General features: G+C 42.1%; 21 protein-coding genes. 8 read left to right on the forward strand and 13 right to left on the reverse strand.

All coding sequences use genetic code 11. The features are described 5' to 3' along the window. Positions 1-180: 180 nt before the first annotated feature. From nqrF to AC21OH_RS11510, 6 genes are all read right to left on the reverse strand, one after another. Positions 181-1,419: an NADH:ubiquinone reductase (Na(+)-transporting) subunit F gene (gene nqrF / locus AC21OH_RS11485; protein WP_486535187.1), complete on the reverse strand. Its 1,239-nt coding sequence runs from the start codon at positions 1,417-1,419 to the stop codon at positions 181-183. A gap of 65 nt (positions 1,420-1,484) precedes the next feature. Then, a complete protein-coding gene (gene nqrE, locus AC21OH_RS11490; RefSeq protein WP_486535186.1) occupies positions 1,485-2,093 on the reverse strand; it encodes an NADH:ubiquinone reductase (Na(+)-transporting) subunit E in 609 nt (202 codons plus the stop codon). Continuing rightward, positions 2,093-2,767 (reverse strand): NADH:ubiquinone reductase (Na(+)-transporting) subunit D, encoded by a 675-nt coding sequence (locus AC21OH_RS11495; RefSeq protein WP_486535185.1) that lies wholly within the window; start codon positions 2,765-2,767, stop codon positions 2,093-2,095. The genes nqrE and AC21OH_RS11495 overlap by 1 nt, the downstream gene beginning before the upstream one ends. A 1-nt stretch (position 2,768) precedes the next feature. Continuing rightward, positions 2,769-3,638, reverse strand: coding sequence for a Na(+)-translocating NADH-quinone reductase subunit C (locus tag AC21OH_RS11500; RefSeq protein ID WP_487369823.1), 870 nt, complete (start codon positions 3,636-3,638; stop codon positions 2,769-2,771). Further along, the gene (locus tag AC21OH_RS11505; RefSeq protein ID WP_487369822.1) at positions 3,622-4,854 is read right to left on the reverse strand and encodes an NADH:ubiquinone reductase (Na(+)-transporting) subunit B; all 1,233 of its coding nucleotides are present in this window, start codon (positions 4,852-4,854) and stop codon (positions 3,622-3,624) included. The genes AC21OH_RS11500 and AC21OH_RS11505 overlap by 17 nt, the downstream gene beginning before the upstream one ends. A gap of 5 nt (positions 4,855-4,859) precedes the next feature. Continuing rightward, on the reverse strand, positions 4,860-6,212 hold the full coding sequence (locus tag AC21OH_RS11510) for a Na(+)-translocating NADH-quinone reductase subunit A (protein ID WP_487369821.1): 1,353 nt from the start codon (positions 6,210-6,212) through the stop codon (positions 4,860-4,862). A gap of 386 nt (positions 6,213-6,598) precedes the next feature. Here AC21OH_RS11510 and hisA point away from each other — a divergent pair, with 386 nt between their 5' ends. The 4 genes from hisA (at position 6,599) to AC21OH_RS11530 (ending at position 11,875) form a co-directional block, all read left to right on the forward strand. Next, positions 6,599-7,402, forward strand: a complete 804-nt coding sequence (gene hisA / locus AC21OH_RS11515) for a 1-(5-phosphoribosyl)-5-[(5-phosphoribosylamino)methylideneamino]imidazole-4-carboxamide isomerase (RefSeq protein ID WP_486535181.1) — start codon at positions 6,599-6,601, stop codon at positions 7,400-7,402. 341 nt (positions 7,403-7,743) lie between these two features. Continuing rightward, on the forward strand, positions 7,744-9,573 hold the full coding sequence (locus AC21OH_RS11520) for a mechanosensitive ion channel family protein (RefSeq protein ID WP_487369820.1): 1,830 nt from the start codon (positions 7,744-7,746) through the stop codon (positions 9,571-9,573). 57 nt (positions 9,574-9,630) lie between these two features. After that, positions 9,631-10,626, forward strand: coding sequence for an NADP-dependent oxidoreductase (locus tag AC21OH_RS11525; RefSeq protein WP_487369819.1), 996 nt, complete (start codon positions 9,631-9,633; stop codon positions 10,624-10,626). A 373-nt stretch (positions 10,627-10,999) separates the two neighbouring features. After that, entirely contained in the window at positions 11,000-11,875 is an 876-nt protein-coding gene (locus tag AC21OH_RS11530; protein WP_487369818.1) for an EcsC family protein, read from the forward strand. A 33-nt stretch (positions 11,876-11,908) separates the two neighbouring features. On the opposite strand, the gene AC21OH_RS11535 is transcribed toward AC21OH_RS11530, so the two are convergent. The 4 genes from AC21OH_RS11535 to AC21OH_RS11550 all read right to left on the reverse strand — a co-directional run bounded on the left by AC21OH_RS11535 (position 11,909) and on the right by AC21OH_RS11550 (position 17,488). Beyond that, positions 11,909-12,589, reverse strand: coding sequence for an alpha-ketoglutarate-dependent dioxygenase AlkB family protein (locus AC21OH_RS11535; protein ID WP_487369817.1), 681 nt, complete (start codon positions 12,587-12,589; stop codon positions 11,909-11,911). A gap of 108 nt (positions 12,590-12,697) precedes the next feature. Further along, positions 12,698-13,729: an alpha/beta fold hydrolase gene (locus AC21OH_RS11540; protein WP_487369816.1), complete on the reverse strand. Its 1,032-nt coding sequence runs from the start codon at positions 13,727-13,729 to the stop codon at positions 12,698-12,700. Between the two features lie 262 nt (positions 13,730-13,991). Further along, positions 13,992-15,917, reverse strand: a complete 1,926-nt coding sequence (locus AC21OH_RS11545; protein WP_487369815.1) for an ABC transporter ATP-binding protein — start codon at positions 15,915-15,917, stop codon at positions 13,992-13,994. A gap of 173 nt (positions 15,918-16,090) precedes the next feature. Then, positions 16,091-17,488, reverse strand: a complete 1,398-nt coding sequence (locus AC21OH_RS11550) for a fructosamine kinase family protein (RefSeq protein WP_487369814.1) — start codon at positions 17,486-17,488, stop codon at positions 16,091-16,093. A gap of 151 nt (positions 17,489-17,639) precedes the next feature. On the opposite strand from AC21OH_RS11550, the gene AC21OH_RS11555 reads away from it, so the two are divergent. Next, a complete protein-coding gene (locus AC21OH_RS11555) occupies positions 17,640-18,539 on the forward strand; it encodes an EamA/RhaT family transporter (RefSeq protein WP_487369813.1) in 900 nt (299 codons plus the stop codon). A gap of 487 nt (positions 18,540-19,026) precedes the next feature. Here AC21OH_RS11555 and AC21OH_RS11560 read toward each other — a convergent pair whose 3' ends face one another. Together AC21OH_RS11560 and AC21OH_RS11565 are read right to left on the reverse strand one after the other, a co-directional pair. After that, a complete protein-coding gene (locus AC21OH_RS11560; protein ID WP_487369811.1) occupies positions 19,027-19,836 on the reverse strand; it encodes a hypothetical protein in 810 nt (269 codons plus the stop codon). Between the two features lie 298 nt (positions 19,837-20,134). Continuing rightward, positions 20,135-21,082 (reverse strand): D-2-hydroxyacid dehydrogenase, encoded by a 948-nt coding sequence (locus AC21OH_RS11565; RefSeq protein ID WP_487369922.1) that lies wholly within the window; start codon positions 21,080-21,082, stop codon positions 20,135-20,137. Between the two features lie 899 nt (positions 21,083-21,981). Between AC21OH_RS11565 and rapA the strand changes: the two genes are divergently transcribed. Then, positions 21,982-24,864, forward strand: coding sequence for an RNA polymerase-associated protein RapA (rapA, locus tag AC21OH_RS11570; protein WP_487369810.1), 2,883 nt, complete (start codon positions 21,982-21,984; stop codon positions 24,862-24,864). A gap of 221 nt (positions 24,865-25,085) precedes the next feature. Here rapA and AC21OH_RS11575 read toward each other — a convergent pair whose 3' ends face one another. Beyond that, entirely contained in the window at positions 25,086-25,310 is a 225-nt protein-coding gene (locus tag AC21OH_RS11575) for a hypothetical protein (RefSeq protein ID WP_487369809.1), read from the reverse strand. A gap of 556 nt (positions 25,311-25,866) precedes the next feature. Between AC21OH_RS11575 and ybaK the strand changes: the two genes are divergently transcribed. Further along, positions 25,867-26,334 (forward strand): Cys-tRNA(Pro) deacylase, encoded by a 468-nt coding sequence (gene ybaK / locus AC21OH_RS11580; RefSeq protein WP_487369808.1) that lies wholly within the window; start codon positions 25,867-25,869, stop codon positions 26,332-26,334. Positions 26,335-26,371: 37 nt separating this feature from the next. Further along, positions 26,372-26,740 (forward strand): 5-carboxymethyl-2-hydroxymuconate Delta-isomerase, encoded by a 369-nt coding sequence (locus AC21OH_RS11585; RefSeq protein WP_487369807.1) that lies wholly within the window; start codon positions 26,372-26,374, stop codon positions 26,738-26,740. Positions 26,741-26,779: the final 39 nt, after the last annotated feature.

The following is a 26,779-nucleotide window of genomic DNA, read 5'->3' on the forward strand; positions in this document are numbered from 1 at the left end:
TAGAAGAACTCTATTTTAACGTTTATGTGACTACTTTTGGAGTTAATTCACATTCAACTTCAAAATGAGTTTCGTTTATATATTCCTTATTTTTATGCTGTGCAACCTGAGTTATAAACATAAAAAAAGAGCCTCAAGCGAGACTCTATTTGTTTACAATATATTTATATAAAAAGTAACTTAGCCACCAAAGTCATCAAGTAAGATGTTTTCATCTTCTACGCCAAGGTCATGTAGCATATCGATAACCGCAGCGTTCATGACAGGAGGCCCACACATGTAATATTCACAATCTTCTGGGTTTGGATGGTCTTTTAGATATTCTTCATATAAGACATTGTGAATAAATCCAGTATAACCTTCCCAATTATCTTCAGGTAGTGGGTCTGATAAAGCCACATGCCATTCAAAATTATCATATTGTTCTTGAAGCATGTCGTAATCTTCAACATAGAACATCTCACGTACAGAGCGTGCACCATACCAGAAGCTGATCTTACGCTTAGACTCTAAGCGTTTAAGCTGATCAAAGATATGTGAACGCATTGGTGCCATACCTGCACCACCACCGATAAATACCATTTCAGCATCAGTGTCTTTAGCGAAGAATTCACCATAAGGACCAGAGACGGTAATTTTATCGCCTGGTTTTAGGTTAAATACATAAGACGACATTTTGCCTGGTGGAATGCCTTCAGGGCCACGCGGTGGGGGACTTGCGATACGGATGTTAAACTTAATAATACCTTTTTCATCAGGATAGTTCGCCATAGAATAGGCACGAATAACTTCTTCATCTACTTTGGATACGTATTTGAATAAGCCAAATTTTTCCCAATCTTCAAGGTACTCTTCTTCAATATCAAAGTCTTTATAATGCACCTCATGTGGTGGCGCTTCAAGCTGTACATAACCGCCAGCACGGAAATTAACTTCTTCACCTTCTGGGATTTTTAGCACAAGCTCTTTAATAAACGTTGCCACATTTTCGTTTGAGATGACTTCACATTCCCACTTTTGCACATCAAAGAACTCAGGATCAATCTCAATTTCCATATCTTGCTTAACAGAGACCTGACAGGCCAGACGCATGTTATCGCGGATTTCACCTTGGGTAAAATGACCTTCTTCGGTTGGCAGGATAGAGCCGCCACCTTCAAGAACTTTACACGTACACTGACCACAAGTACCACCGCCACCACAGGCAGATGATAGAAATATACCTTCGCTAGCAAGGGTTTGTAGTAATTTACCACCAGCTGGGGTTACCACATCGTTGTCAGGATCATCATTAATATGAATGGTGACATCCCCTGAACTGACCAATCGAGAGCGCGCAACCAAAATAATGGCAACCAAACTCATGATAATCAGGGTAAACATGGCGACGCCGCCAATGGCGGTACCAAATAACTCCATGATTTTTGTCCTTATTTAAATATTAAAATCGCTTGATATTCATCTATATAGACTTTGTCAGCCGTTCAAATTGACATACCACCGAATGACATAAATCCAAGCGACATCAATCCGACAGTAATAAAGGTAATACCTAGACCACGTAGCGGGGCAGGCACATCAGAATATTTTAGTTTCTCACGGATTCCAGCTAGTAGAGCAATGGCTAGCGCCCAACCAAAACCTGCACCCACACCATAAGTCAATGATTCGGTGAAGTTATAGTCACGCTCTACCATAAATAATACCCCACCTAATATAGCGCAGTTTACAGTGATTAGTGGCAAGAATACCCCAAGTGCGTTATACAGTGCAGGGACGTACTTATCTAAGAACATCTCTAATATTTGTACAGTTGCGGCAATCAAAGCGATATAACTTAACAAACCTAAAAAGCTCAAGTTAATATCAGGAAAGCCTGCCCAAGCGAGCGCACCATTTTTCAAGATGTATTGATATAACAAATTGTTCAAAGGCACGGTAATGGTCATAACGGCAATAACCGCAACACCAAGGCCAATAGCAGTAGATACCTTTTTCGATACCGCTAAGAAGGTACACATGCCTAAGAAGTAGGCAAGCGCCATGTTTTCAATAAAAACAGACGTGATAAATAGACTGGTATAATGTCCCATTAGTGTCCTCCTCCATGCGCCATACCTTTAGACTGAGGCTTCATAACAAACTCTGGCTCTTCAACCTGCTCAGGCTTCCAAATACGAATAATCGCAATAAATAAACCGATGATAAAGAACGCAGATGGTGGCAATAACAATAGACCATTTGGCACATACCAACCACCATCAGTAACGGGGTTTAGTAACGTTATCCCTAAAATACTACCACTACCGATCAGCTCACGGATAACCGCTACGAAAATCAAGACCGCTGAATAACCTAGACCGTTACCGATGCCATCTAAAAAGCTTGGTACGGGTGGGTTGCTCATTGCGAAGGCTTCCGCGCGCCCCATCACAATACAGTTAGTAATAATCAAACCTACGAATACAGATAGCGACTTACTCACATCGTAAGCAACAGCTTTAAGTACTTGGTCGACGACAATAACTAAAGAGGCAATAATTGTCATCTGTACAATAATACGGATGCTCGATGGAATCTTATTACGAATGATAGAAATAAAGAAGCTTGAAAATGCGGTCACCAATGTTAATGCAATACACATTACCAGTGCATTCTTAACGTTAGTGGTTACTGCCAACGCCGAACAGATCCCTAGAATTTGCAGTGCAATAGGGTTGTTATCAAAAATTGGCGTGGTTAAGATCTTTTTAGTATCTGTTGCCATGTTATGCCTCCTCGCCTATAGATGGTGATGGCTGTTCGGCTAACTTCGCCGTTGCACCACTATTGTTCGGCTTAATATTGGTGCTACTACTACGCAGCTGATCCAAAAATGGTTTGTATCCACGGTCACTTAGCCAAAACTGGACAAGGTTGTTAACACCACGGCTGGTCAGGGTTGCACCGCTGATACCATCAATAGGTTTACCTTTACCAACGCCAATGTTCACATCACCTTGATCGTCGTACGCTTCTACACCTTGCCACTGATCGCGCCATTTCTTCTCTTCAATGCGGGCGCCGAGACCAGGGGTTTCTTTGTGATCGTACCAACTGATTCCTTTAACTGTGTTCAAATCACTCTCTAACGTTAAGAATCCATAGATAGTACCCCAAAGGCCATAGCCATGAACTGGAAGTACAACCAATTCCGGGTTACCATCGGCATCATTCTTAACATACACTTTAGCAAAATTTGGAACTGCACCAATACTGGCGGGATCATCGTCACCTAGATCTTGGCTAAGTGCTTTATTTTTGGCAGCTTGGTTAGCATCATAGTCGTTAATATCAGAGATACCTGCTTCTGATAGTTGTCCTTCAGTGGCATAGGCGCCACTATTAATATCAATTAATTTGACGTCAAAATCTTCAAATCGTTCGGCGACGTCATCATTGGTATCTTTTGCTGGATCGAACAATCCAGCAGCAACTAGAATGTTTTTGTTACGGTCAAGAAGCTGGTTCTTCACTTGTGCAGATTTTAAGCCAACTGCGACAGCTGATACTAAGACTGAACACACCAAACACAAGACCAAGGCGACCATAATGGTGCGCATGTTTGAGTTTGAATTCTTTTTAGTCTGCTGGGACATGACGCATCCTCCGAGCCGTTTGACGTTTGATGTTTGCCTGAGTGACAAAATAGTCAAACAATGGTGCAAACAAGTTAGCAAATAAGATCGCTAGCATAATACCTTCTGGGAAGGCTGGGTTTATAACGCGGATTAATACGGTCATAAATCCAATCAAAATACCATATGCCCAGCGACCTTTGTTGGTATGGGCGGCTGATACCGGATCGGTTGCCATAAATACGGCGCCAAAAGCAAACCCGCCTAATACTAAGTGCCAATAAAAGGGCAAACTCATCATTAGATTGTCATCTGAACCAATCGCATTAAATACTAAAGAGGTTGCTACTAAACCGATGACACAGCCGGCGATAATGCGCCAAGAGGCAATACGTGTCCAAATTAATACAATCATGCCAAGTAAGATGGCAAGTGTAGACACTTCACCAATACTGCCTTGCATGTTGCCTAAAAACGCATCCATCCAGCTAATAACATTACCGTATGCATCCGTAAATTGATCAGGCGTGACATTAATGGCAGATAAACCTAGCGGAGTGGCACCTGAAAAGCCATCAACCGCTGTCCATACCGTATCTCCTGACATATAAGCCGGGTAGGCAAAGTATAAGAAAGCACGGCCTGATAACGCTGGGTTTAAGAAGTTTTTACCGGTACCGCCAAACACCTCTTTTGCCACCACAACGCCGAAGGTTATACCTAAAGCGACTTGCCATAAAGGAATATCGGGTGGTAAACATAAGGCAAATAGCACAGAGGTCACGAAAAAGCCTTCGTTGACTTCGTGGCCGCGTACCACAGCAAAAATAATCTCCCAAGCGATACCCACCGCAAAGGTCACAATATAAATAGGTAAAAACTGCATGGCACCATATACAAAGGCTGCCCATATGCTATTTGGGTCATAGCCTACCATATTGGTAATGGCCGTACGCCAACCCTCAGGCTGTAAACCTAACTGCTGAATAGCGGTTAATGCTTGAAAACCGACGTTGTACATACCCCAAAACATAGCAGGAAAAGTACATAACCACACCATGATCATAATACGCTTTAAGTCAATACCGTCACGTACATGCGCCGCTGAATGGGTAGTACTACTAGGCTGACGTAAGAAAGTATCAAACATCTCAAACACAGCATAGTATTTCTCGAATTTGCCGCCTTTAGTAAAGTTAGGCTCTAAGCGGTCAAACATATTGTGTAAAAATTTCATCAGCGTTAGCCCTCCTGCTCAATGCGAGTTAAGTTATCACGCAAGATGTCGCCAAACTCGTATTTACCGGGTGAAACAAATGTACATAGAGCCAAGTCTTCTTCATCTAGCTCTAATGCACCGAGGTCTACTGCTGAAACAATATCTTCTACAATTAACGCCCGTAATAATTGAGTCGGTAAATAATCTTGTGGCATGACTTCCTCATAAACACCAATGGGAACCATGGCACGAGGGGAGCCGTTTGTGGTGGTGGTAAAATTGTATTTTTTACCTTTGAAAAATTGTGAAATATAAATCGGGAGCTTAGAGAAACGCTTGAAACCAGGGCTAAAGAAGTGGAACGCTGGACGCTCATGACCTTCTTCTAAAGCGCTGACTTGATTATGAAAACGCCCTAGATAAGCGGTGGTAGGAATGGTGTTACGCCCAGATAATACTGAGCCACTAATAACACGGGGATCGCTACCTTTAAGCTCGCCACTGGTCAGCTCTGTCAAATCAGCGCCACGTTCTGTGACAACCAATCTCGGCTTATCCATAGCAGGACCTGCAAAGCTTATCAAACGACGTGTAAATAACTGACCTGTGGTAAATAGCTTACCAAATGCAATCACGTCTTGATAACCGATGGTCCACACAGTAACCTCACGGCTAACAGGATGTAAGAAGTGGATATGCGTACCAGCATTACCCGCAGGATGCTTACCTGCAAAAGCGTGGTATTCAGTCACGTTAGTTGACGCTATACTCGCAACTTTTGGAATGCTAGCACTGCCATGATGGCAAACGTACGTCTTTGGCGAGAGGGTCGATAGAACTGCTAATCCATCGTTAAAGGCCTGTTGTTCTTCTTGAATAAGAACCATAGGATCAACCGCCAACGGATTGGTATCGATTGCAGTAACAAAGATAGCTTGTGGACGGGTTCCAATATCAGGTGTACGGCTGTAAGGACGCGTACGCAGTGCCGTCCATTCACCTGATTTGACCAGCTGTGCTTCAACCGTTTCAGGATTAAGACCCGCTAATTCGCTTGAATCAAACTTATCAAAGCTTTCTTCACCAGCGCTGGGATCAACCTCAATAACTAAACTTTCAAAAACACGGCGCGCACCGCGATTTATAGCCACAACCTTTCCTGAAGCAGGTGCGGTGTAAATCACACCAACCCGTTTTTTATCTTCATAAATAGGCTGACCTTTGGTGACGATATCACCTTCTTTAACGTTCATCGTAGGCTTCATGCCGACATAGTCGTAGCCGACAAGCGCAACGTGCTTTGGCGAATGCTGGGTGATTTCACTGCTGGGTGCACCAGCAATGGGCAAATCAAGCCCCTTTTTAATGGTAATCATAAGCGAACTTATTCCATAAGCGAAGAAAGGCCAGACGTCCCGTCGGGAGTGAGCAAACCAGAACGGCGCAGTGGCCGAGATTTGAACTTGATGATATAAGATTTATTAGTTAACGCTCTATAATACGTATGTCAAAGCCCATCATCACATAACTATTGAGATGGGTGCTTACGAATATAAAGGTTTATTCTAATTTCTTATCATTGAAGACAGTGGCGACTGGCTACCAAAATACATATACAATATATCCTAGGATTATACGTTAAATTGCCCTAAAATTGCCAGTATGTTTACTTAATTTTAATGGCGACATCCAAAAAATAGCCGCCGAGAATAAATTTATAACCATTTTAATTTAAAATTTAAATTCAATTAAGGTTTTTGATATGCAAACTCAATCATTGAGTACTACAAATTTAACCACAGAGCAAAAGAATACTCAAACCGCTTCAGGTTCAAAAGCGCCTGTTCTTATTCCTGCAATTGATCTTAAAGATGGTAAATGCGTTCGATTAAAGCAAGGTCGTATGGAGGATGATACGGTTTTTTCAGATGATCCGGTAGCCATGGCAACCCGCTGGGTCGATGAAGGCGCGCGCCGTTTGCATTTAGTAGATTTAAATGGTGCTTTTGATGGCGTGCCTGTGCATAAAAATGTCGTTACTCAAATAGCAAAGGTTCATCCTAATTTACCTGTGCAGTTAGGCGGCGGTATACGCAGCTTACAAACGATTGAACATTACCTAACAGCGGGCCTAACCTATATTATTATCGGGACAAAAGCGGTCGAAAACCCAGAATTTGTTGAAGAAGCATGTCGTGAGTTTGCAGGTCATATTATCGTTGGTATTGATGCCAAAGATGGTATGGTAGCAACGCATGGATGGGCCAACGTAACCGATACCAAAGCCATCGATTTGGCAAAACGCTTTGCTGATGCAGGCGTGTCTTCTATTGTTTATACCGATATTGCGCGTGATGGTATGATGCAAGGGGTGAATGTGGAGCAGACCGTTAATCTTGCACGCGAAGGCGGTCTACCCGTTATTGCCTCAGGCGGTGTGACGAATATGAAAGACATTGAACTGTTAAAGCCATATGGTGATTGCTTAGAAGGCATCATTACTGGCCGCGCGATTTATGAAGGTACATTGGATTTAGGTGAAGCGCAGCTTTATTTAGATAAATAGCTTAGACAACTAGCTTAGACAATTAGCTTTAACCAATAACTTATAGCGTTAGTTTTTAATTTAATTAAGTTGTGAACTGAGCCCTTTTTTAAGCAGTAGTTTGAAGATAAAAATACAAAAAGCTTGTTAATTTTTAAGCTAACTTGTCTAAAATTAATGGGTCTAATAGTAAATTGGTTTAAAGGTTAATGGGTTTTAAAATTAATAGGTTTAAATACAAGTGGTTTAGGGATAGCTTGCGTGCTTGTTTTAATTTAACACTGTGACTCAGTACTGCAACTCAATCTTGCGCACCATTTGCGGCTCAATACGGCGACTCAATACCAAAGGATAACTCAGTAATGGCAACCTCCCCCTCACAGCGATTAAGGCTGCGCCAAGTGTTTTTAATCCGCTTTATTGTTAGGTTTATAGCCAAGTTGATATATAGATTTATAAACCAGTCTAAGCTGCCCATAGCGATGTTGATGTTATTGCTGCTATCGGTATTGCACCTACCTGCTCATGCGGTATCAGAAGAGGTTGCGGCGGCAGGAGAAGCGATACTCACTGGTGATATTGCTGCCGCTAATGACGCATTAAAAACGGCTTCCAATGCTAATGACTCGGCAAATTCTGATGAGCAAGCACAGGCGGCAAGCGGCGATGAGATCTCAGGGGGAAATACGGAAGAAAATAGTAGCGATGTGTCAACTGACGATGCGTCTGTTGATGCGCCTACTATCGATTCAGCACCTGCAGCAGGTAATATCACTGAAAAAGACACCGTTATTGAAACCAGTGCCAATCAAGTTAATGATGGTGATATAAAAAAACGTATTACGGGTATCTTTTCTGAAATCGAAGGATTGAAATCCATTGTTGTGGGCGTCAGCGAAGGGGTAGTGAGCTTAAGCGGTGAAGCACCAAACGAAAAAAAGGCACAGCAAGCTATTAATCTTGCTAATCGGGTGAGTGACGTCGTCGCCGTCGAAGATCGAATTAATCGTACATTAGATGTGCAGGATAATGTGACACCAGTGATTGCAGATTTAAAACAGCAAGCACGAGGTCTAATCAAAGCCTTGCCTTTATTGCTCGTTGCTATCTTAGTATTTGCTGTGGTGGTATGGATTGGGACATGGATCTCTCGGCGTAAGTCTTTATGGAAGCGCATCACCCCCAATCCTTTTGTCGCAGAGCTATTGTCACAAACGATCAAAGTGCTGTTTGTAATTATAGGCCTTATACTCGCGCTTAGCCTTATGGGAGCTGAAGCCATTATTGGTACGTTGCTTGGCGGTGCAGGAGTCATTGGTATTGCCGTTGGTTTTGCAGTCAAAGACACTATTGAGAATTACATTGCCTCGCTGATGCTTAGCGTACGTCAGCCCTTTAGAGCGCGTGATTATGTTGATATCAATGGTCAAGAAGGTATCGTCGTTCGTCTCACTAGTCGAGCCACCATCTTAATGACGTCAGATGGTAACCAACTGCGTATCCCAAACTCCGAGGTCTTTAAAGCCACTATCTTGAACTATACCAAAAACCCTGAACGGCGCTTTACCTTTCAGCTGGGTGTGGACGCCAACGATGACCCTATTGCGGCGATTAAAGTGGGTCTGGATGCGGTTAACGCACTGGATTTTATTTTAGCTGATCCAAAATCGGTGGCAATTATTCAGGAAGTGGGCGACTCTAATATCATTTTAGAGTTTCAAGTGTGGGTAGATCAAACTAATACTGATTTATACAAAGCGCGCAGTATCGCTATACGTGAAGCCAAACATGCTCTTGAGAATAACGGATTTAGTTTACCTGAGCCGATATACCGTATGCGTCTAAATGGAGATGTTGAAGAGGCTATTAAACATATCAATCGCGCGGCCAATACGGAAAGTAAGCAGGACGGTATACAAGCAACTATTCAGCCTGAGATACCAGATCAGCCTGAGATACCAGAAGACGCCATCAAATCGTCCGAAGGATCAACCCAAAGCCTGCAAACTAAACCAGATGACCTTGAAAAAGAAAAAGCCAAGCAGCGCGCAAGACAAATCCTTGGAGATAAAGATGCCGATGATGTGCTTGATGCGCGTCCAGATCCAAAACTAATGCAAAAAGTTGAAGCAGAGATTTTGGAAAATTCTGGTGATGAAGACCTACTTGATCATAATAGCCCGCAAGAATAGTGGCCGAACCTCATAAAAGAGACGTGTTATAAGAATAAAACAAACAAGGAGTCAGTTGTGTCCGCTAATCAATCCCTACCGCAAACCCAATCCGCCATTATTATTAATGATTTTGGAGAGCCTGATGTTTTAACGTATCAGTCTGATGTCCAAACGCCTGATATGAAAGAAAATATGGTGTTTGTTAAGATCGCTTATGCGGGTGTAAATCCTGTGGACTATAAAACTCGACAAGGCTTGGGCTGGGGTGCGGATAAGATTAAAGACAATCAGTTTGCACAAAATAAGCCCGCTATCTTAGGCTTTGATATGGCAGGTGAGGTGCTTGCCAGCAATTCTCAAAATTTTAATGTGGGGGATAAAGTGGCTGCACTAAGCTTTGATGGTGGGTGTTACGCGCACTACAATGCAGCAGATGCAAGCTTATTTGCGCGCGTGCCAGATGGGGTGTCGCTACAAACTGCGGGCGCTATCCCGTGCGTAGGTACTACGGCATATCAAGCAGTTAGATTTGCACAGATTAAGTCAGGAGCGCATGTCGTTATGAATGCTCCAGCAGGGGGCGTGGGGCACCTCATGCTACAAATGCTAATCGATAAAGTAGACAATAATGACATTAAGCTCACGCTTATCTGTTCTCCTGAAAAATATAATAAGCTTAAAGCGCTTATTGATATCACGAAGCTTGAAGGGTGGATAGATTACACCAAAGAGTCAGATTTTCCGGCGCTTGAGGCAGACTTATTATTTGATTTAGTTGGGGATGATGCAGGCGTACGAGCATTGGCCTTGGTCAAAAAGGGCGGACGTGTCGTCGTATTACCCTCCATTTGGGTGGATAAATTACAAAAAGCAGGTTCTGATAAAGACATAGAGGTTGATGGGTTTGCAGTAGAGCCAAATGGAGAGGATTTAAAGCGCGTGTTAGATATGGTTGGTAGTGGTGAATTAACGCTTGAATTTGAAGCTGTGTATTCGTTACAAGATACCAAGCAAGCACACGAACACATTCAAAATGGCAACAGCTTTGGCAAAATAGTCCTTAAGGTCTGACGTTATTAACGTGAAGCTTAAACAAAATCACGCCTTTGTATTGAGGCAACATATCCTTTTATAATTGCAACATAGAGCCAACCTTATAAAAATTAACGCTTTTTAACAAGGCTTATATATAAGCATTAAGTCATACATGTTTCACTAAACTGTATTAATTATAGCGGCTTATTAACAACCGTTTATTAAAAGCTATTTGTTAAAAGCGGCTTATTTAAGCACCCTGTTAAAAGTTATAGGGTTAGTTTGGAAGAGCTAAGCTTCTATGAGCTCTTTTCTTTTTACCGCTTTTTGGTAACTCTCTAAAACCTTAAATAAATATAAGACGCTAATAATCAATAAAACACTTAATTAAAAGGATGATGATTAAAATATGCCAAACGATAATATGGACAGTACACAAGAAAATTTGGATAATAACCAAACAGATTCCAAAGACTATAATGAAAAAGCTAGAGCAGAGATCAATGAGTGGATGCATCCAGATTCAAATCTGCTAACCAAGTCACTATCTGCACTAAGTACCCCTATAGAAAAAGCAGGGGATGCGTTATTAAATGCGCCGCAGTTTGGTGAGACTCTAAAAGAGGTCATTGAAAAGTCGTTGACAACGTTTAGCGATGCGGCCACTTGGTCTATTGATATCCAAGACATACTTAAAGCTTATAATGAGCAATCAAACGAGGTGATCGCTACTCTAGGAGATATCCAAAAGCTGCCACTTGAGACTATTGATAATCAAGTTGACCTGTTTAAAAGTAAATATGTTGCGGCAACCAGTGCGCAAGGCGTTACCACTGGCATGGCAGGCTGGGCTGGTATTCCTGCTGATATTGCGGCTGTGATCGCAGCAAATTTACGCGCTATATCCGAATTCGCCACTTATTATGGGTTTGATGTCAGTAAAAAAGAAGAGCAGCTATTTGCCATGTCGTTGCTCTCTATTGCCACATCGACGTCAACAACAGATCGACAAGCGGCATTAGATGAGACCCTAAGTCTATTAAAAGACCCTGAAACGCTTGCCTTTAACAAAGTGAATGAAGAGGTGGCCTCACGCATCATTAGACAAACGGCGACAAAAGTTGCGACAGATATGGTAAAAACCAAAGCCGCTCAAGTTATCCCTGCAGTTGGCGCTATCGTAGCAGGCGGTGTGAATGCTAATTATACTGCCAATGTGTGTGAAGCAGCCTATCAGTGCTATCGTGAGCGCTTTTTAGACCGCCAAGTATCGGCATCTCTATAGTGCAGAACATCGCATCTCAATAGTGCATAACATTTATATAGACAAGTGCTGCAAAGGCATTTGCCGAAAGGTAAGACTGATACGACCTTCTTGAACACTTTTTGTCTTAGTGACGGTATGTTTCCAATTCTGCTGCGTCTTACCTCGCATGACAATCAATTGACCTGACTCAAGATAAAGCTCAACTTTATCTTGAGTCTTTTTGTGTTTGAGTACAAACTTTCGCGTAGCACCAAGCGATAGCGAAGCGATGATAGGCTCAGGACCAAGCTCAGCTTCATCATCCGCATGATAGCCCATACCATCTTGCCCTGTGGGATAGAAGTTTAATAAACACGTATTAAAATGGACTTGAACACCGATTTTTTGCAGTTTGGATTCGATGATGTGTTTCACGTGAAACACAGTATTATGCCAAGGAATTATGGGACGAGTATGCCCCGAATAAGTATAAGCGAGCGAGGAGCCGTGTGCCATATCTCCCATCCAGACAATCTTGCGCGTGGTGATGTGCGTCTTACCGAATAGCGTGACCTTATCTGACTGCCAAGGGAGTTGATTTAAAAGCGTATGATATAGAGCTTTATCTTCAGCACAATTATCCTCAGCGTCATTATTTTTTGCGTGAGGGTATAAAATAACACCCAAGTCATTCACAACACCATCATAAGGCAATAGGTTGTCATGTTCGCTTGGGCTAAATAGATCTCGCATGCTACGGGTACTCGTTAGGTTGTCGACTTAACTGTAGGTTTAAATCGCTTGCCTATGGACTTTATCTTAGCGAATGTTCAAGGTTCATTTTTATATGATAGGCCTTTATTATCTTAGCTTAGTGGCGCTTCGTGCTTGCTCATAATCAAAGATAACATTGGCACATACTTTGGGTGCTTCCAGTGGCAATAGATGACCATAGTCTCTTAGCGTAATCATATTATCGTTTGGCACCACGTTTCGCCAACTGACGCGGACTTTGTCACTATTAAATATCGAAGGCTTTGCCAATATAAGTAAATAGGGTACTTCTTTTTTATTAAGCTTTTTTAAAGCAGGGGTCATATAAGGCGTACCATAGTAGCTTGCGAGCTCGTATTTTGGATCAAATAACAAGGCAAAGCTGGATGACGCGCTGTCTTTTTTATACAGACTGTTTTGCGCAAACAGGGTTAAGTTTGCATTACTAATACGTTTAAAAGCCCTATTATTACGTAAATACTGATAATAGTCGTCGACACTGGCCCAATTTACCTGCTTTACTTTTGTACTCTTAAAAGGCTCTTGCGTCTGTAATATAAAACGGGGAATACGGTTTACCAGTAGCGTTTGACTTTTGGTGAACGTGACTGGATCTATAAAGTAAAGACTGGAGAATAGGTCAGGGCGTTTGGCTGCGGCTATTGCTGTTGCTGTTGCACCTTGAGAATGCCCAATACCAATAACGGGTCCTGACTGGGTCTTTTCCAAAAACTTAATCAAAAGATTAGCGTCTTGTTCGCGCGTGAGTGTCTTTTTTTTGGGTAGGTCATACCAGTAGCCTTGTAGCGCCAAGCTGCACAAGTCATATTGCTGACTTAACTCAGTTAATAATGGCTCGTATGCGCCTACTGGAAAGCCATTACCCCCATAAAAATGAGCAACTGGTTTTTTAGAGTCAGACGTCTTGGATGTTTTGGATTGATGCTTGCTACCCAAAATGTGTGGCTTATCAGAGTATTTTGAGCGAATTGGGCTATCTGATTTAGCTGAGCTATTTGATACAATGAGCTCTTTTAAATCATAGTATCGAGCCTGTCTGCCCTCTATTTCAATACGCTTTTCAAACGGCTGCATTCGATTATATTGTGTCTCATCCATATATGTACTTATTCCCTACGTGTTAACTAAGTTTTTAGGTTAGCTAAGTGGTTAGGTCAACGACGCTAATAGATTAAAAAAGCTATTTGGTTAACTTTACTCACTCATTTTAACGCAATTATGTCTATAATCCTTATTTATATAGTCGTTGTTTCTATAGTCGTTGTTTCTATAGTCGTTGTTTCTATAGTTGTTGTTAAGGTATCAGTTATACCTATAATATTTTTATCAATAATCTACATTTAAAGCATCTATCTACACATCAATCATCTTCACCCAAGAACCCACCACTTTGACGGTCCCATAAACTTGCATAAACACCATTTTGCGCGAGTAGCTCATCATGGCTACCTTGCTCAATAATACTGCCTCTATCCATAACCACTAACCGATCTAGCGCAGCAATAGTGGACAACCTGTGGGCAATAGCAATGACCGTTTTACCTTCCATCATAGCATTCAAGCTTTCAGTAATGGCGTGTTCGACTTCTGAGTCTAGTGCGCTGGTGGCTTCATCAAGCAGTAAAATAGGTGCGTTTTTTAGCATAACTCGGGCAATGGCGATACGTTGACGCTGCCCGCCTGATAGCTTAACGCCGCGCTCACCCACTTGGGTGTCAAGCCCGACATTGCCTTTGGCGTCATGTAGCTCTTGAATAAACTCCCACGCCTGCGCTTGTTTGCACGCTTCGATAATCTCCTCATCAGTTGCCGAGGGGCGTCCATAAGCGATGTTTTCACGTACCGTTCGGTGCAGCAAAGAGGTATCCTGCGTGACCATACCAATCAGACGGCGTAAGCTTTCTTGTGTCACTTTATCGATAGCCTGTGAGTCAATAGTAATACGACCCGAATCCACATCATAAAAGCGCAGCAATAAATTCACCAAAGTAGACTTGCCGGCACCCGAGCGACCGACTAAGCCTATTTTTTCACCGGGCTTGATATCCAAGTTAAAGCCATTTAGCAGTTTCACATAATCAGACTCACTATCAGCCGATTGAGGTACCCCATCCAAACTGTCATCCGCAGTGGCAACCTTACACCCCATACTCGCTTTATCAGCATCTTCATAACCAAAGTCAACGTCTTCAAAACGAATATGCCCTTTGCTAATAACAAGCTCTTTGGCATCAGGGGCATCCACAACTTTTTGCGGTGTGGATAAGGTGCGGATACCATCTTGCACTGTACCAATGCTTTCAAACAAGGTTGCCATCTGCCACATAATCCAGTGTGTCAAGCCATTGATACGCAGAGCCATTGCGGTAGCGACCGCAAGCGCACCGACGCCCACATCACCACGTTGCCACAAATACAAGCCAATCGCAGCGGTGCTACCTATGAGGGTAACGCTCACCACATGGTTAACAAATTCAAGCACCGTTACCCAGCGCATCTGCGCATGTACCGTACCCAAAAACTGCTTCATGGCAGACTTGGCATACCCAAGCTCCCGACGTGAATGGCTAAATAGTTTCACCGTCATAATATTCGCGTAAGCGTCGGTGATACGCCCTGTCATTAAAGCGCGAGCATTGGCCTGAATACTTGCCGTTTGACGAAGTTTGGGTAAAAAATACCACAGCGTTGCACCAAACATAATTAACCATAGCGCAAAAGGGAGTAATAACAAACTGTCTAATTTAAATAAAATAATCCCACTGGTAACGAAGAATACCAATATATAGGTCAACATATCGACCACAGTCAAAATAGTGCCTCGAACCGCCAGCGCAGTTTGCATTACCTTGGCGGAAACTCGACCCGAAAACTCATTTTGGTAAAACTCCATCGATTGACCAAGCATACGCTTGTGGAATCGCCAACGCATTTGCATTGGAAAAACACCTTGAATGACCTGAAAATGCACCAAGGAGGCAAACCCTACCCAAAAAGGGCTTAATATGAGCACCGCGAACATCAACTTTAAGTCACTACTTTTGTCCGCCCAGAGTGTACTTGGCGTGTAAATACCCATCCAGTCAACCAAGTCACCAATCCACGCGTATAGCAAGGCTTCATACACCCCAATACCGGCAGTGAGGATCATAAATAAAACCAGCCATTTGCGTAGGCCATAAGTACATGCCCACAAAAACTTTAACAAGCCCTCTTTTGGCAGAGGCACCTTGTTATCGGGAAAGGCAGAAAGACGGGTTTCAAAAAAGTGAAAGAGCTTATTCATAGAGTATCAAATTAAGTCGCTTTAATAGTTGGGCTGTATTGAGCTTAAACAATCGATCTTAAATAAGGGATCTTAAATAAGGGATCTTAAATAATGGAGCAATAATAATGTACTTGAATAATGAAGATTAAAAGTTGGTGATTATATTATTAAGTTTGGCAAGCACGTCATGGCTATCGTCCAAAATGCTGCGCAATGCGCTTCACCGCACTCAAATACCCTGTACCAAATAAATTTAAATGATTCAGGTAATGATACAGATTATAAATGTCCATCCGAGCTTCAAAATCATGTTCAACAAGACCAAATGCCGCATATGTCTCATAAAATGACGTATCAAAACCACCAAATAATCGAGTCATGGCCAAATCAGTCTCGGGATGTCCAACATAAACGGCAGGGTCTATCAAATAGCCCACAATGTTGTGGTTATTCTTGCCGTGAGCATTAATACTGTCATTAATATTGTCATTAATATTGTCACTAGTACTGCCGCTATATTTGTCACCACTAACACCGCTCGCTTTAACGTTAGCACCACTCGATGACCCTAGCATCGCATTACCTGCCCACAGATCCCCATGTAGTAAACTGGGCCTGGGACGCCCGTTATCGTCTTTAAGCGGATAGTCAGGTAAAAGGTGGTTTAATTTAAGCTGTAGGCGCTCGATTTGCTGAACGGTTTGCCGATCAATCAACTGATTATCATACGCCATCTTAGTCTGCACGCCCAGCCGATGTGTGGCAAAAAACTCATGCCAATCGGGCGTCCACTCATTATACTGCGGGCTGCTACCGATAAAGTTATCATCAAACCACCCTGCAAACCATCGTCCCGCATCGCTCGAATCAAGACTTAAATTCGGCTCTAAATTAGACTCCAATTTAGGCTTAGTTCTATGTTTGGAGGGCTGGGGAGGGGGCGCTTGATGCAGCGTTGCCAATTGTACTGCCATATCTTTCCAGCCCTTCGCTTCAATGCTGGATTTATTAACAGCAGCAGTATAAGAAGGTATCATCGACAGTATTAAAAAACTACAGTCAAGCGCATTATCTGTACCAAATGCTAAGGGCTGGCAAGTGCGTGCGCCAGTTGCGCTTATCGCCGAGAGTCCAACCATTTCAGCGGTCAATAGAGGCAGATTGTCAATGGCGTTACGCTTCAAAAATACTTGAAGGGGCGCGTGTTTGGAGTGGGTTTCTATTGGCTGCTTTGGATGAGTGTCGTCATCTTTTGAATAAGAGTCATCAGATATTGGTATGCTAAGCACACTAGCGTCATTGATACAGCCTCCAGACATAGGCTTAAGCGTGACCTCATCTAAGCTATTAATCATGAGCGTATTAGTACTGAGCGTATTAGTACTGAGCTTATTGCTACTGTTATCGGCATTATCCGTCTGCTGACTTGTAACCCCACCAATTAATGAATTGATAGCATCAATCAAGCTGTCAAATTCAAGCGCTCCAAACTGCGTCCTAGCAAAAGGTTTTTGATCAATAGAGACAGTCGTTGTGTCATGCTGATCCGAATGCTTACAGTCTGAGTTTACTGAGTATGATTGCCTCATCGCTATTTACCTAATCTTCTACCTAACCTTAAAGCTCTATTAACCATATCAATACCAAACGCCCAAAATCCTCATCACAAGCGCAAAAATATGGTATAACTTGTAAAATATTTTTACATTCTCACATTTTTTATTGATTGGTTATAACTGTATGAGCTATCTCATAATTGCAGTACTCTGTAGTGTTGCCGTTTCGGTATTGCTAAAAATACTGCGTCAAAACAATATTGATATTCGTCAAACCATCGTCGCAGGCTATCCTGTCGCCTTTATATTAACGTGGACATTATTGAATCCAGACATAAGCGCCGCTGTGCATTTGGGTAGTGCATGGAGCATCATACTACTATTGGGTGTGTTGTTGCCGTTAGTGTTTGTTATCTTAGGTCGCGCAATTGATGCCGTGGGCATTATCGCCACCGACGCTGCGCAGCGATTATCACTTATCATACCTATCATTGCAGCATTCGCTTTATTTGATGAAACGCTAACCACTCAGCGCATCATCGGCATCGCAATAGGATTTCTTGCTTTAGCAGCACTGGCTTATCGGCAAAAGGACGTACACAGAAGCGAAGACGCTGTTGTTGCGCCAAACACTATCGCCAAACAAACCAAAAAATCCTCACTCGTTATGCCAGTCGGCTTTTGGCTACTGAGTGTGTGGGCGGGATATGGTGTTATCGATATTTTGTTCAAACAAGTCGCCAAACAAGGCAATGCCTTCCCATTGACCTTATTTATGGCATTTGCAATGGCAGGCATCGTGCTATTTATTTATTTGCTTATCATCAAAGTACAGTGGCAAGGTAAAGCGTTAGCATCGGGGCTAATATTGGGCGTATTAAATATGGGTAACATATATGCCTATGTCAAAGCGCACCAAGCGTTATCTGATGCGCCGAGCGTGGTGTTTACAGGCATGAATGTCGGTGTTATAGCGGTCGCAACGCTCGTTGGCGTATTTGCCTTCAAAGAGTCGCTTAGCAAATTAAATATGCTGGGCATCGCACTGGCGATCGCGTGCGTGTTTGTATTATTTATGGGGTAGGGCAAGGCTTATCCAAATTTGAATACTATGAGCGCAATCTTAAAACCTTAATCACATTAATTATAAATACAAGTAGCTGATCCCGCTATTCGCTACTATCTGCTAGTTTTAGCAAGGCGGTTCGCTAAGCCATGGGGTGTCTCTTGCTTCGCGAGCCACCCCATGTCAAGCGTCCGCAACTTGCTAAACCGAGCAGTATATCCGCTGCTATCGGGGCTATTTGTCCAGCTCAGCGTCCTTTACCCAGCGTCCATACCCAACGCTTATCCTTTATTTAGAACCCTTATTTTAGTTAACGTCTACTTTTTCACATTTATTTTACTGATACCTATCCTGAACTTTCATTTATTATGTAGTAAATATAAATTTATAAAGATAGTTTTATTAAAGATGCTGCTTGCTCATACTGTTTGTACTGATTCAATAAGTTTTGGGATTCAATTTGATAGCTGATTCAATAAAATTGATAGCGCCTTTTATATTTGGTTTAACTAATAGTCAATCCTGATAGCACCTCATAGTTACAATGCTCAGGCTCATAACCTGACATATGTTGACCTGTCATTGCAAAGTATTTGCCCTCATAGTCAAGATAAGTGTGAATGGTTTTACCATCAGATAAGTATATGTGATTATTAACCTTATCCATATATTCTTTATACAAAGTATCGACTATTTGTGCAGCTTTGGCTCTGTCTTCAATCACGAGCGTGATCATTTCTATCATCTCATAGCGTTCTTGTTTTAATAGTTGGTGTTTATATTTACTTCTAAGGTGAGTATAAAAGTTACCATAGCTTAGTGTCTTTATCTTTTGAGTTGGTTTTGAAAGATAGCTAGCATGGTTGTTGATAGCTATATAACTATCAAAACCAAATTCATCAATCATGGCTGTTAATCTATAACTACTACCATAACTACCATTGCTTAATTTTTTATCACTCAAAGACTCCCATAAGGGAGATTGTTGAATCTTATCGTTAAACTCTTGTCTGGTCATTAAGACTATTGGTTGAGTCCTTTCAATACCTGTACGAGGTGGGGGTAGCGGGTTCATTCCCGAATTCTCATAACGATGAGCACAGACTATAAAAGGATTTGCCTGTAATTTTTCTGCAGCTACTTCTGACATAAGGGGCACTATGGTAATTTCAGTAGCGACACTTCTGGCAACTTGTTCTAACTTTTCTCTTTCTGTCAGTGGGGTTTTTTCAGGCGTTTGGGTAGGCTTTACGGTGCTACAACTCAGCAAGCTGGTTGCTAACAAAACGCCTATTAGTACTCTTATCGGTTGCATGTGCTTTTTCCTTAAAGTCTTGAGTCCATGGTTTAAACTGTAGGCGTCAAAGCTTAATTACCATATTAATTTAATTGACTACTGTGTTGTCCCTACAAGACATCTTGCTAATTAAGGTATACAGCTTTTTGATAATTAAATAAAAAACCGATCAAACTTCATCCGTATTTAGTATGATTCAATGAAATTAAGCGCTGTTAAACAGTTAACAACGCTTAATAATACTAATTATAGTAGCAGCTATTAGAATCAGTCACATAAAATTTATCAACTTCTAAAAGGCGATCAAAAATCAATATTAATGCCTTGCAATAAACTCACTCACCTGCTCACTTAATATATCCCACAGCTTCTGTTGCGCCGCTCTACTGCCCCACGCATTGTGCGGGCTAAAGATGACTCGTGGATGCTCTTGACGCGCCAATTTAAGTAGCGGATCGTCTTGGGCGACAGGCTCTTGTTCAAACACATCGGTTGCATAGCCAAGTACTTGTTCGTTTTGCACAGCCTCGGCCATTGCCTGTGAGTTGACCACACCGCCTCGGGCAACATTGACCACCAGCGGATGCTTATCCATCATCGCCAGCGTATCATTGTTGATCAAATGCTGGGTTTTGTCAGTTAGCGGCACATGCAAGCTGATCACGTCAGAAGTCTTAAGCACCGTATCAAAGTCGGTATAGTCGTCATTGCGAGGTGGTTTGCCCTGATGCTCTGCCCACAACACTTGCATACCGAAGGCTTTGCCAATCTCAGTGACCCGTTCACCAATCGTACCGACACCAATAATACCGAGCGTTTTGTCTTCTAGATCTATAAGCGGTACATCCATTAAGCAAAAGCTTTCTGAGGCTTGCCATGTGCCATCAACCACCTTGTTGTGATAATGCAGCGATGCACGCATTGCGCTCAACATCAGCATAAAGGTATGCTCAGGGACGCTTTTGACTGCGTAGCCTGCCACATTATATAGTTCGATGTTGTGTTCTTTACACGCTTCTTCATCGACATTGTTCATACCCGTTGCGGTCAGCTGAATCAGCTTTAAGTTAGGAAGCGCTGAGATAATGTCGCGATTTATTTCCACTTTGTTGGCAAAAATAATGTCTGCATCCTGACAGCGCTTGATAATCAGCTGAGTGTCTTGCTCGGTATCTGTATGCACCTCATAGTCTGTAACGCCTTCGGGTGCGGACAAGTCAACACTATCCAAAAACGTTCCTCTATCCAAAAATACGGCTTTCATCATATTCTCCTAATGGTCTGTATAAGTATTTAATCGGCATTTAGTTGATATTTAGTTGATATTTGGTTGTTATTTAATTGTTATTTAATTGGTATTGATAGCAACACCGCGATAGGTGAATGCGGCATAGCCAATATTAAAAAGATGCATCAAAACATATCGGGTTAGGGTCAGGATTTAAAGTATCAACTTGTTAACTCTATTCTTGTTAACTCTATTGTTGTTTATTTTATTATTAACAGCGAACGTCTGAACAATTTCGATATCAACCGCGCTAAACCTACAAGAGTCGTACTTGCGTTCGGTTATCTTGCAATCATTTAATCTCTTTGACTATAGCAGTGTGGTGAAAGATTTATAATGATTTGGTATATATCGTCTCTATGCGCGTCATAAGTTGTTAAACTATAGGGTGTTAAACTAGCGACTGTTAAATTAGGGTCTGTTAAATTAGGGACTGTAGGCTGCAAATGATAACTTTTTAATGAGAAAGCGCTTTAGTATAAGAGCCAGTTATCAAAAAGCAATGTCGCTTTGTTTAAAAGCAATGTCGCCAATATCAGTAATATTTGATCAATGCGCTTTAAATTAAGAATTTAATCGTAATATAGGCAAAATAAGGTATAGAAATTAATAAGTTTGACCTCATAATTGTAGTTATGAATCCCTATGAATGCTGTTAATTAGTAGAAGCTGTTAATGGTAGATGCTTTTAATTGTAGAGTGTGCATGAACGGTTATATAATCTTTGTGGCTCGCTATCATTACAGCTAGATCAATCATAGCGTGCTTCAGTAATAGCTATATCAATAGCTATCTCGTTGACGTGATACAAGAATAATAAACATACGTTAATCGTGTTTTAACAACTCCACCCCTGTAAAAGAATATATTTATTTATGACAATAGCTGCTTTAATTCCTGAATTTGCCGTTGGCCAACGTTATTTATCTGATACCGAAGCTGAGCTTGGCTTGGGCGTGGTCATTGATGTTGATGACCGCTGTGTACACATCTTGTTTGCCCAAAGCGAAGAGACGCGGGTATACGCCAAGAACTCAGCACCACTATCGCGTGTCATCTTCAAAGAAGGTGATGAGATTACCGACCAAGAAGGCAACACCCATATCGTCACTGGTGTTGATGAGGTGATGGGGGTGCTTAAATATCATGTTGAAGGGCATCCTCGCGGTATTATGGAAACGCGTTTAGCGGCGAATATCACGCTTGCTAAACCACTTGAGCGCCTACTTGCAGGACGTGTAGAACGCGGAGATTGGTACGAGCTGCGTCAAGACATATTGCGTATGCAGTCGGCGTTAGCAGGTCATCCTCTAAAAGGTCTAATGGGGGCGCGTGTCGATATTATTCCGCATCAGCTCTACATTGCACATGAGGTGGGTAAGCGCATTGCGCCACGTGTGCTACTTGCAGACGAGGTGGGGCTAGGCAAAACTATTGAAGCAGGACTGATTATTCATCAGCAGCTATTAATGGGTAAAGCCAAGCGGGTGCTGATACTCGTTCCTGATAGTTTGCAGTATCAATGGATGATTGAGATGCGTCGCCGCTTTAACCTAAATTTTGCTTTATTTGACCTGGTCCGTACGGCGTCCATTAAAGAGCACAATCCAGATCAAAACGTATTTACCACTGAGCAGTGTATTATTGCGGGTGTGGATTTGCTGCTCGACCACCAAGACTTATACGATCAAGCCATCGAAGCTGGATTTGATTTATTAGTTGTGGATGAGGCGCATCATCTGCACTGGGATCGTGAGCAAGGTGGTAACGATAAATATGAGCTGGTGGCAGATTTTGCACATGAAATGCCAGGCGTATTATTATTAACCGCCACACCAGAACAGCTTGGTATCGAAAGTCATTTTGCCCGTCTGCGCTTGCTTGATCCCGATCGTTTTGATGATTTAGATGACTTTATTGACAGTCAAGATGCCTTTGCACAGACTGCTACCGTGGCAGAAGTATTGATGGATAAAGACCCATTGTCTGACGCTCAAATTAAGGCGCTAACTCAACTGCTTGGATTTGATGACAGTGATGAGCTGGCATCAATTAATGAAGATGACAAACTACGCACTTATGCGCTAAATCAATTGCTAGATCGGCATGGTACAGGGCGGGTATTGTTCCGTAATACCCGTGATAGCGTGCAAGGGTTTCATGGTCGTAGCAGCCATCCACATCCGCTTCCTTGTCCAGATAGCTGGAAGGACAGCTATCAAACTTGCGGCAAGCTGCGTGAACAGCTTTGGGGAGAAGAAAATCAACCTGATGGCGGCTGGCTTGAAGATGACCCTCGTGTGATGTGGTTGATTGACCTACTAAAAGATGACTTAAAACAACAAAAAGTATTATTAATTGCCCGTAGTGGGGCAACGGTTGAAAGCTTGGAGGCGGTACTGCGCTTACATGCTGGTATTAAGACGGCATTATTCACAGAGCAAATGAGCCTACTTGAGCGTGACCAAGCGGCGGCATTCTTTGCAGATGAAGAAGGCGCGCAGATTTTATTAAGCTCTGAGATTGGCTCTGAGGGTCGTAATTTCCAGTTTGCAAGTCATTTGGTACTGTGGGATCTACCGGCCAATCCAGATACATTGGAGCAGCGTATTGGTCGTTTGGATCGCATCGGTCAAAATGAAAAAATCACCCTACACGTTCCTTATGTCAAAGGCACAGCGCAAGAGCGTTTATACCGTTGGTATGATGAAGCGCTGAATATATTTAACCGCATCTCACCAACGGCGCAAACGGTCCAAGAGCAGTATATTGTGGATCTAAAGCCGCTGCTTGAAGGCGAAGACACGCCGCAGAATCGCCAAGCGTTGTCCGATCTAATCAATGACGCGGCTAAGCTACGTCAAGAGCTTGAAGCAGAGCTGCAAGCAGGCCGCGATCGACTTTTAGAGTATAACTCTTGCCGTCCTCGAGTGGCAGGTCGAATTGCCGATGCAATGAGCGAATTTGATGCTAATAATCTACTGCAATCTTTCCTCGATCGCTTCTTAGCCTCAGCCAATATAGATCATAGCGTACAGCGTGATGGCTCTTGGGTGATTCATCCGCCAGAAGCGGAAAACAGCCAGCATCCTGATATTGAGAATCTACCCCTATCAGAGGATGGTATGAGTCTGACCTTTACGCGTAGCCAAGCACTCATGCGTGAAGACATGGCGTTTATGACGCATGAGCATCCTTTAATGCAGTCTATTTACGATATGGCAAACTCTGGCACGTTTGGTAATACGACGGTCGCCATGCTTAAGAGTAATACAGTTCCAGAGGGTATGCTGCTACTAGAAGTTAACTTTAGAGTGACTACGATTGCACCTAAAGTGCTGAATCTAGCAGCTACCTTGCCAACACAAATGTTGCGCGTATTTTTGGGTGAGCAGGGTAATGATCTGTCCGAACGTATCACAGCCGACATGATACTGCCGCATATTGAGCGCCTTGACAAAAACCGCGCGCGTCAAGTCGTTAAGGTTCGCAGTCAAGTCATTGAGGCGCGCTATCACGATGCAGAGTCTATTGCTCAAACTAAGCTTTATGACCTCAGTGCGCAAGCGGTTGAACGCTTTAGTCAAGTGTGGCAACGTGAGATTAGCCGCCTGAAGCAGTTACAACAGGTAAATCCAAACGTACGTGATGAAGAGATTGAGCGATTAGAAGCGCTTAAAGCTCAGGGTGAACAGGCGCTAAACAATTTGTCTTTAGTGCCTGATAGTATCCGTGTTTTAGTAGCGGTTAAACCTTAAGAATACTGTTAGCAAACGAGTGTTAGCAAGCGGCTGTTGTCTAGCAATCGACTGTCAGCTGTTAATTAACGGTATCTATAATATTTATGAGGGTTCTTAACTTTATTGGTTTAGAGCCCTTTTTATTGCTTTCAGATAATTGAATGATCATGAAGTTAATTGAAGTTTAAGTACAGATTATTGTGTAGAAGGTCGTCTATTTTAAATGGAGCAGTAGGCGTTTAATGCATTGTTCCTAGACTGAAGTTACTGGCACATACCCCAAATCCTACGACACCACCAATTAAACTAAACAATAAGATTTTTTTAGCGTTATTAAAAATCTTTGGTTTTTTATCGACATCTTTGATAAATGCACTGACAATCAGTTGGATCAAGCTAAACACAAACATAATAAAACAAAACACAAAGGCGATAGCTCCTATTATTACTAATGCTTCATCCATATTTAGTATCTCCTTGAGTCTATTGGTGAATATAGTTAAAGAACTACTAAACGGTTACAGCGTTAACCTCGCTAAGTCTACATGGGAAGTACTTGCAATCAGTTAACTTGTAAATATTTTGGACTTCCTTAACTACAATTTTATTGATGTATTTTATGCTAAATTTTTATAAGTCTAGTTGAATGGCTTATAATTGTTCACAGAGCTTTCTAAAAATTTCTTTCTAAATGGCAGCTTCAGCTTAATAAGAACGTTAATAATAACTAACGTTATCTTTAAGACTAACCTATTAGCAGTTGGTTTGCTATTATTTTTAAATGTTAGTAGCTTAGTAATTAGTTGTTTTATGCTTAAGCTTAACTTTACTATTGGTAATGACTATATTTAAAACAATGGCTGTATTAGTGAACGTTTTAGCTCATTGGAATTTTACCGATTAAAGAATTCAGATACTGATCTTATTTGAGCGAGTATTTAGATAAGTTTTAGGCTGCTTTCAGATTGTATATGATAGCCTCAGCTTATGCTTTAGAAACTACTTTTAGGATGTAACACCATGACGCCAGCGGTAAACCTCGCCAAAAAACTAAAGCTCGACTATCATATTCACGAATATGAGCACGATCCGAATGCTGAATCCTATGGACAAGAAGCAGTGGACAAATTAGGCGTACCTGCTGGATATGTGTTTAAAACATTGGTCGTTAGAACGGACGCCAATAAGCTTGCCGTTGCTGTTCTGCCTGTCATGCATACATTAAACTTTAAAAAATTAGCCAAAGCCTTGGGGTGTAAAAAGCTACAACTGGCTGATCCTAAAGCCGTTGAACGTACAACAGGCTATGTGCTCGGCGGTGTCAGCCCGCTGGGTCAAAAAAAGCGCTTGGCAACGGTCATACATCAAAGCGCTGAAACGCTTGAGACTGTGTATGTCAGTGGCGGCAAACGCGGTTTGGAAATAGAGCTGCCGCCAGAACAGCTTATTGATACCTTGTCGGCGCATACTGCTGATATTGTGGATTGAATGATTTATCAACTACTAAACTATTAAAGGAAGTACAATGCCTCACGTTATTGTTCAAGCCACACCCAATGTGGTTATCAAAAACGCAGAAAGCTTACTAAAAACGTTAAATAGCACTTTATGGGATACAGGACATTTCAGCACTCGACAAGCCATTAAAGCCCGAATATTGGATGTTGAAACGTTTTTGGTTGGTATAGAAGATGATCAGCAAGAACAAGGGTTTATCTACTTACAATTAAGGCTTATGCCTGGACGTAGCCAGCTAATACGAGATGACTTAGCTGAAAAGCTATTGGACTGTTTAAAAAGAGAGCTAACAGAGCAGCAATCGGGCCGAGTATCGATTCAATACTGTGTAGAGGTGGTTGAGTTGACAGAGGCTTATAAAAAGCAAAAGATCTAATACCAAATTTAAAAATTAACAAATCGATTAAAACGAGCA

The sequence above is a fragment of the Psychrobacter sp. CX10 genome, from assembly GCF_057621575.2.

Excerpts from the sequence above, each read along its gene's own strand:
- nqrF (WP_486535187.1), bottom strand. The coding sequence starts at position 1,419 with ATGGAGTTATTTGGTACCGCCATTGGCGGCGTCGCCATGTTTACCCTG.
- AC21OH_RS11555 (WP_487369813.1), top strand. The coding sequence starts at position 17,640 with ATGAGCTATCTCATAATTGCAGTACTCTGTAGTGTTGCCGTTTCGGTA.
- rapA (WP_487369810.1), top strand. The coding sequence starts at position 21,982 with ATGACAATAGCTGCTTTAATTCCTGAATTTGCCGTTGGCCAACGTTAT.
- AC21OH_RS11565 (WP_487369922.1), bottom strand. The coding sequence starts at position 21,082 with ATGAAAGCCGTATTTTTGGATAGAGGAACGTTTTTGGATAGTGTTGAC.
- AC21OH_RS11505 (WP_487369822.1), bottom strand. The coding sequence starts at position 4,854 with ATGAAATTTTTACACAATATGTTTGACCGCTTAGAGCCTAACTTTACT.
- AC21OH_RS11495 (WP_486535185.1), bottom strand. The coding sequence starts at position 2,767 with ATGGCAACAGATACTAAAAAGATCTTAACCACGCCAATTTTTGATAAC.
- AC21OH_RS11585 (WP_487369807.1), top strand. The coding sequence starts at position 26,372 with ATGCCTCACGTTATTGTTCAAGCCACACCCAATGTGGTTATCAAAAAC.
- AC21OH_RS11550 (WP_487369814.1), bottom strand. The coding sequence starts at position 17,488 with ATGAGGCAATCATACTCAGTAAACTCAGACTGTAAGCATTCGGATCAG.
- ybaK (WP_487369808.1), top strand. The coding sequence starts at position 25,867 with ATGACGCCAGCGGTAAACCTCGCCAAAAAACTAAAGCTCGACTATCAT.
- AC21OH_RS11535 (WP_487369817.1), bottom strand. The coding sequence starts at position 12,589 with ATGCGAGATCTATTTAGCCCAAGCGAACATGACAACCTATTGCCTTAT.
- nqrE (WP_486535186.1), bottom strand. The coding sequence starts at position 2,093 with ATGGGACATTATACCAGTCTATTTATCACGTCTGTTTTTATTGAAAAC.
- AC21OH_RS11520 (WP_487369820.1), top strand. The coding sequence starts at position 7,744 with ATGGCAACCTCCCCCTCACAGCGATTAAGGCTGCGCCAAGTGTTTTTA.
- AC21OH_RS11560 (WP_487369811.1), bottom strand. The coding sequence starts at position 19,836 with ATGCAACCGATAAGAGTACTAATAGGCGTTTTGTTAGCAACCAGCTTG.
- AC21OH_RS11575 (WP_487369809.1), bottom strand. The coding sequence starts at position 25,310 with ATGGATGAAGCATTAGTAATAATAGGAGCTATCGCCTTTGTGTTTTGT.
- AC21OH_RS11500 (WP_487369823.1), bottom strand. The coding sequence starts at position 3,638 with ATGTCCCAGCAGACTAAAAAGAATTCAAACTCAAACATGCGCACCATT.
- AC21OH_RS11545 (WP_487369815.1), bottom strand. The coding sequence starts at position 15,917 with ATGAATAAGCTCTTTCACTTTTTTGAAACCCGTCTTTCTGCCTTTCCC.
- AC21OH_RS11530 (WP_487369818.1), top strand. The coding sequence starts at position 11,000 with ATGCCAAACGATAATATGGACAGTACACAAGAAAATTTGGATAATAAC.
- hisA (WP_486535181.1), top strand. The coding sequence starts at position 6,599 with ATGCAAACTCAATCATTGAGTACTACAAATTTAACCACAGAGCAAAAG.
- AC21OH_RS11540 (WP_487369816.1), bottom strand. The coding sequence starts at position 13,729 with ATGGATGAGACACAATATAATCGAATGCAGCCGTTTGAAAAGCGTATT.
- AC21OH_RS11510 (WP_487369821.1), bottom strand. The coding sequence starts at position 6,212 with ATGATTACCATTAAAAAGGGGCTTGATTTGCCCATTGCTGGTGCACCC.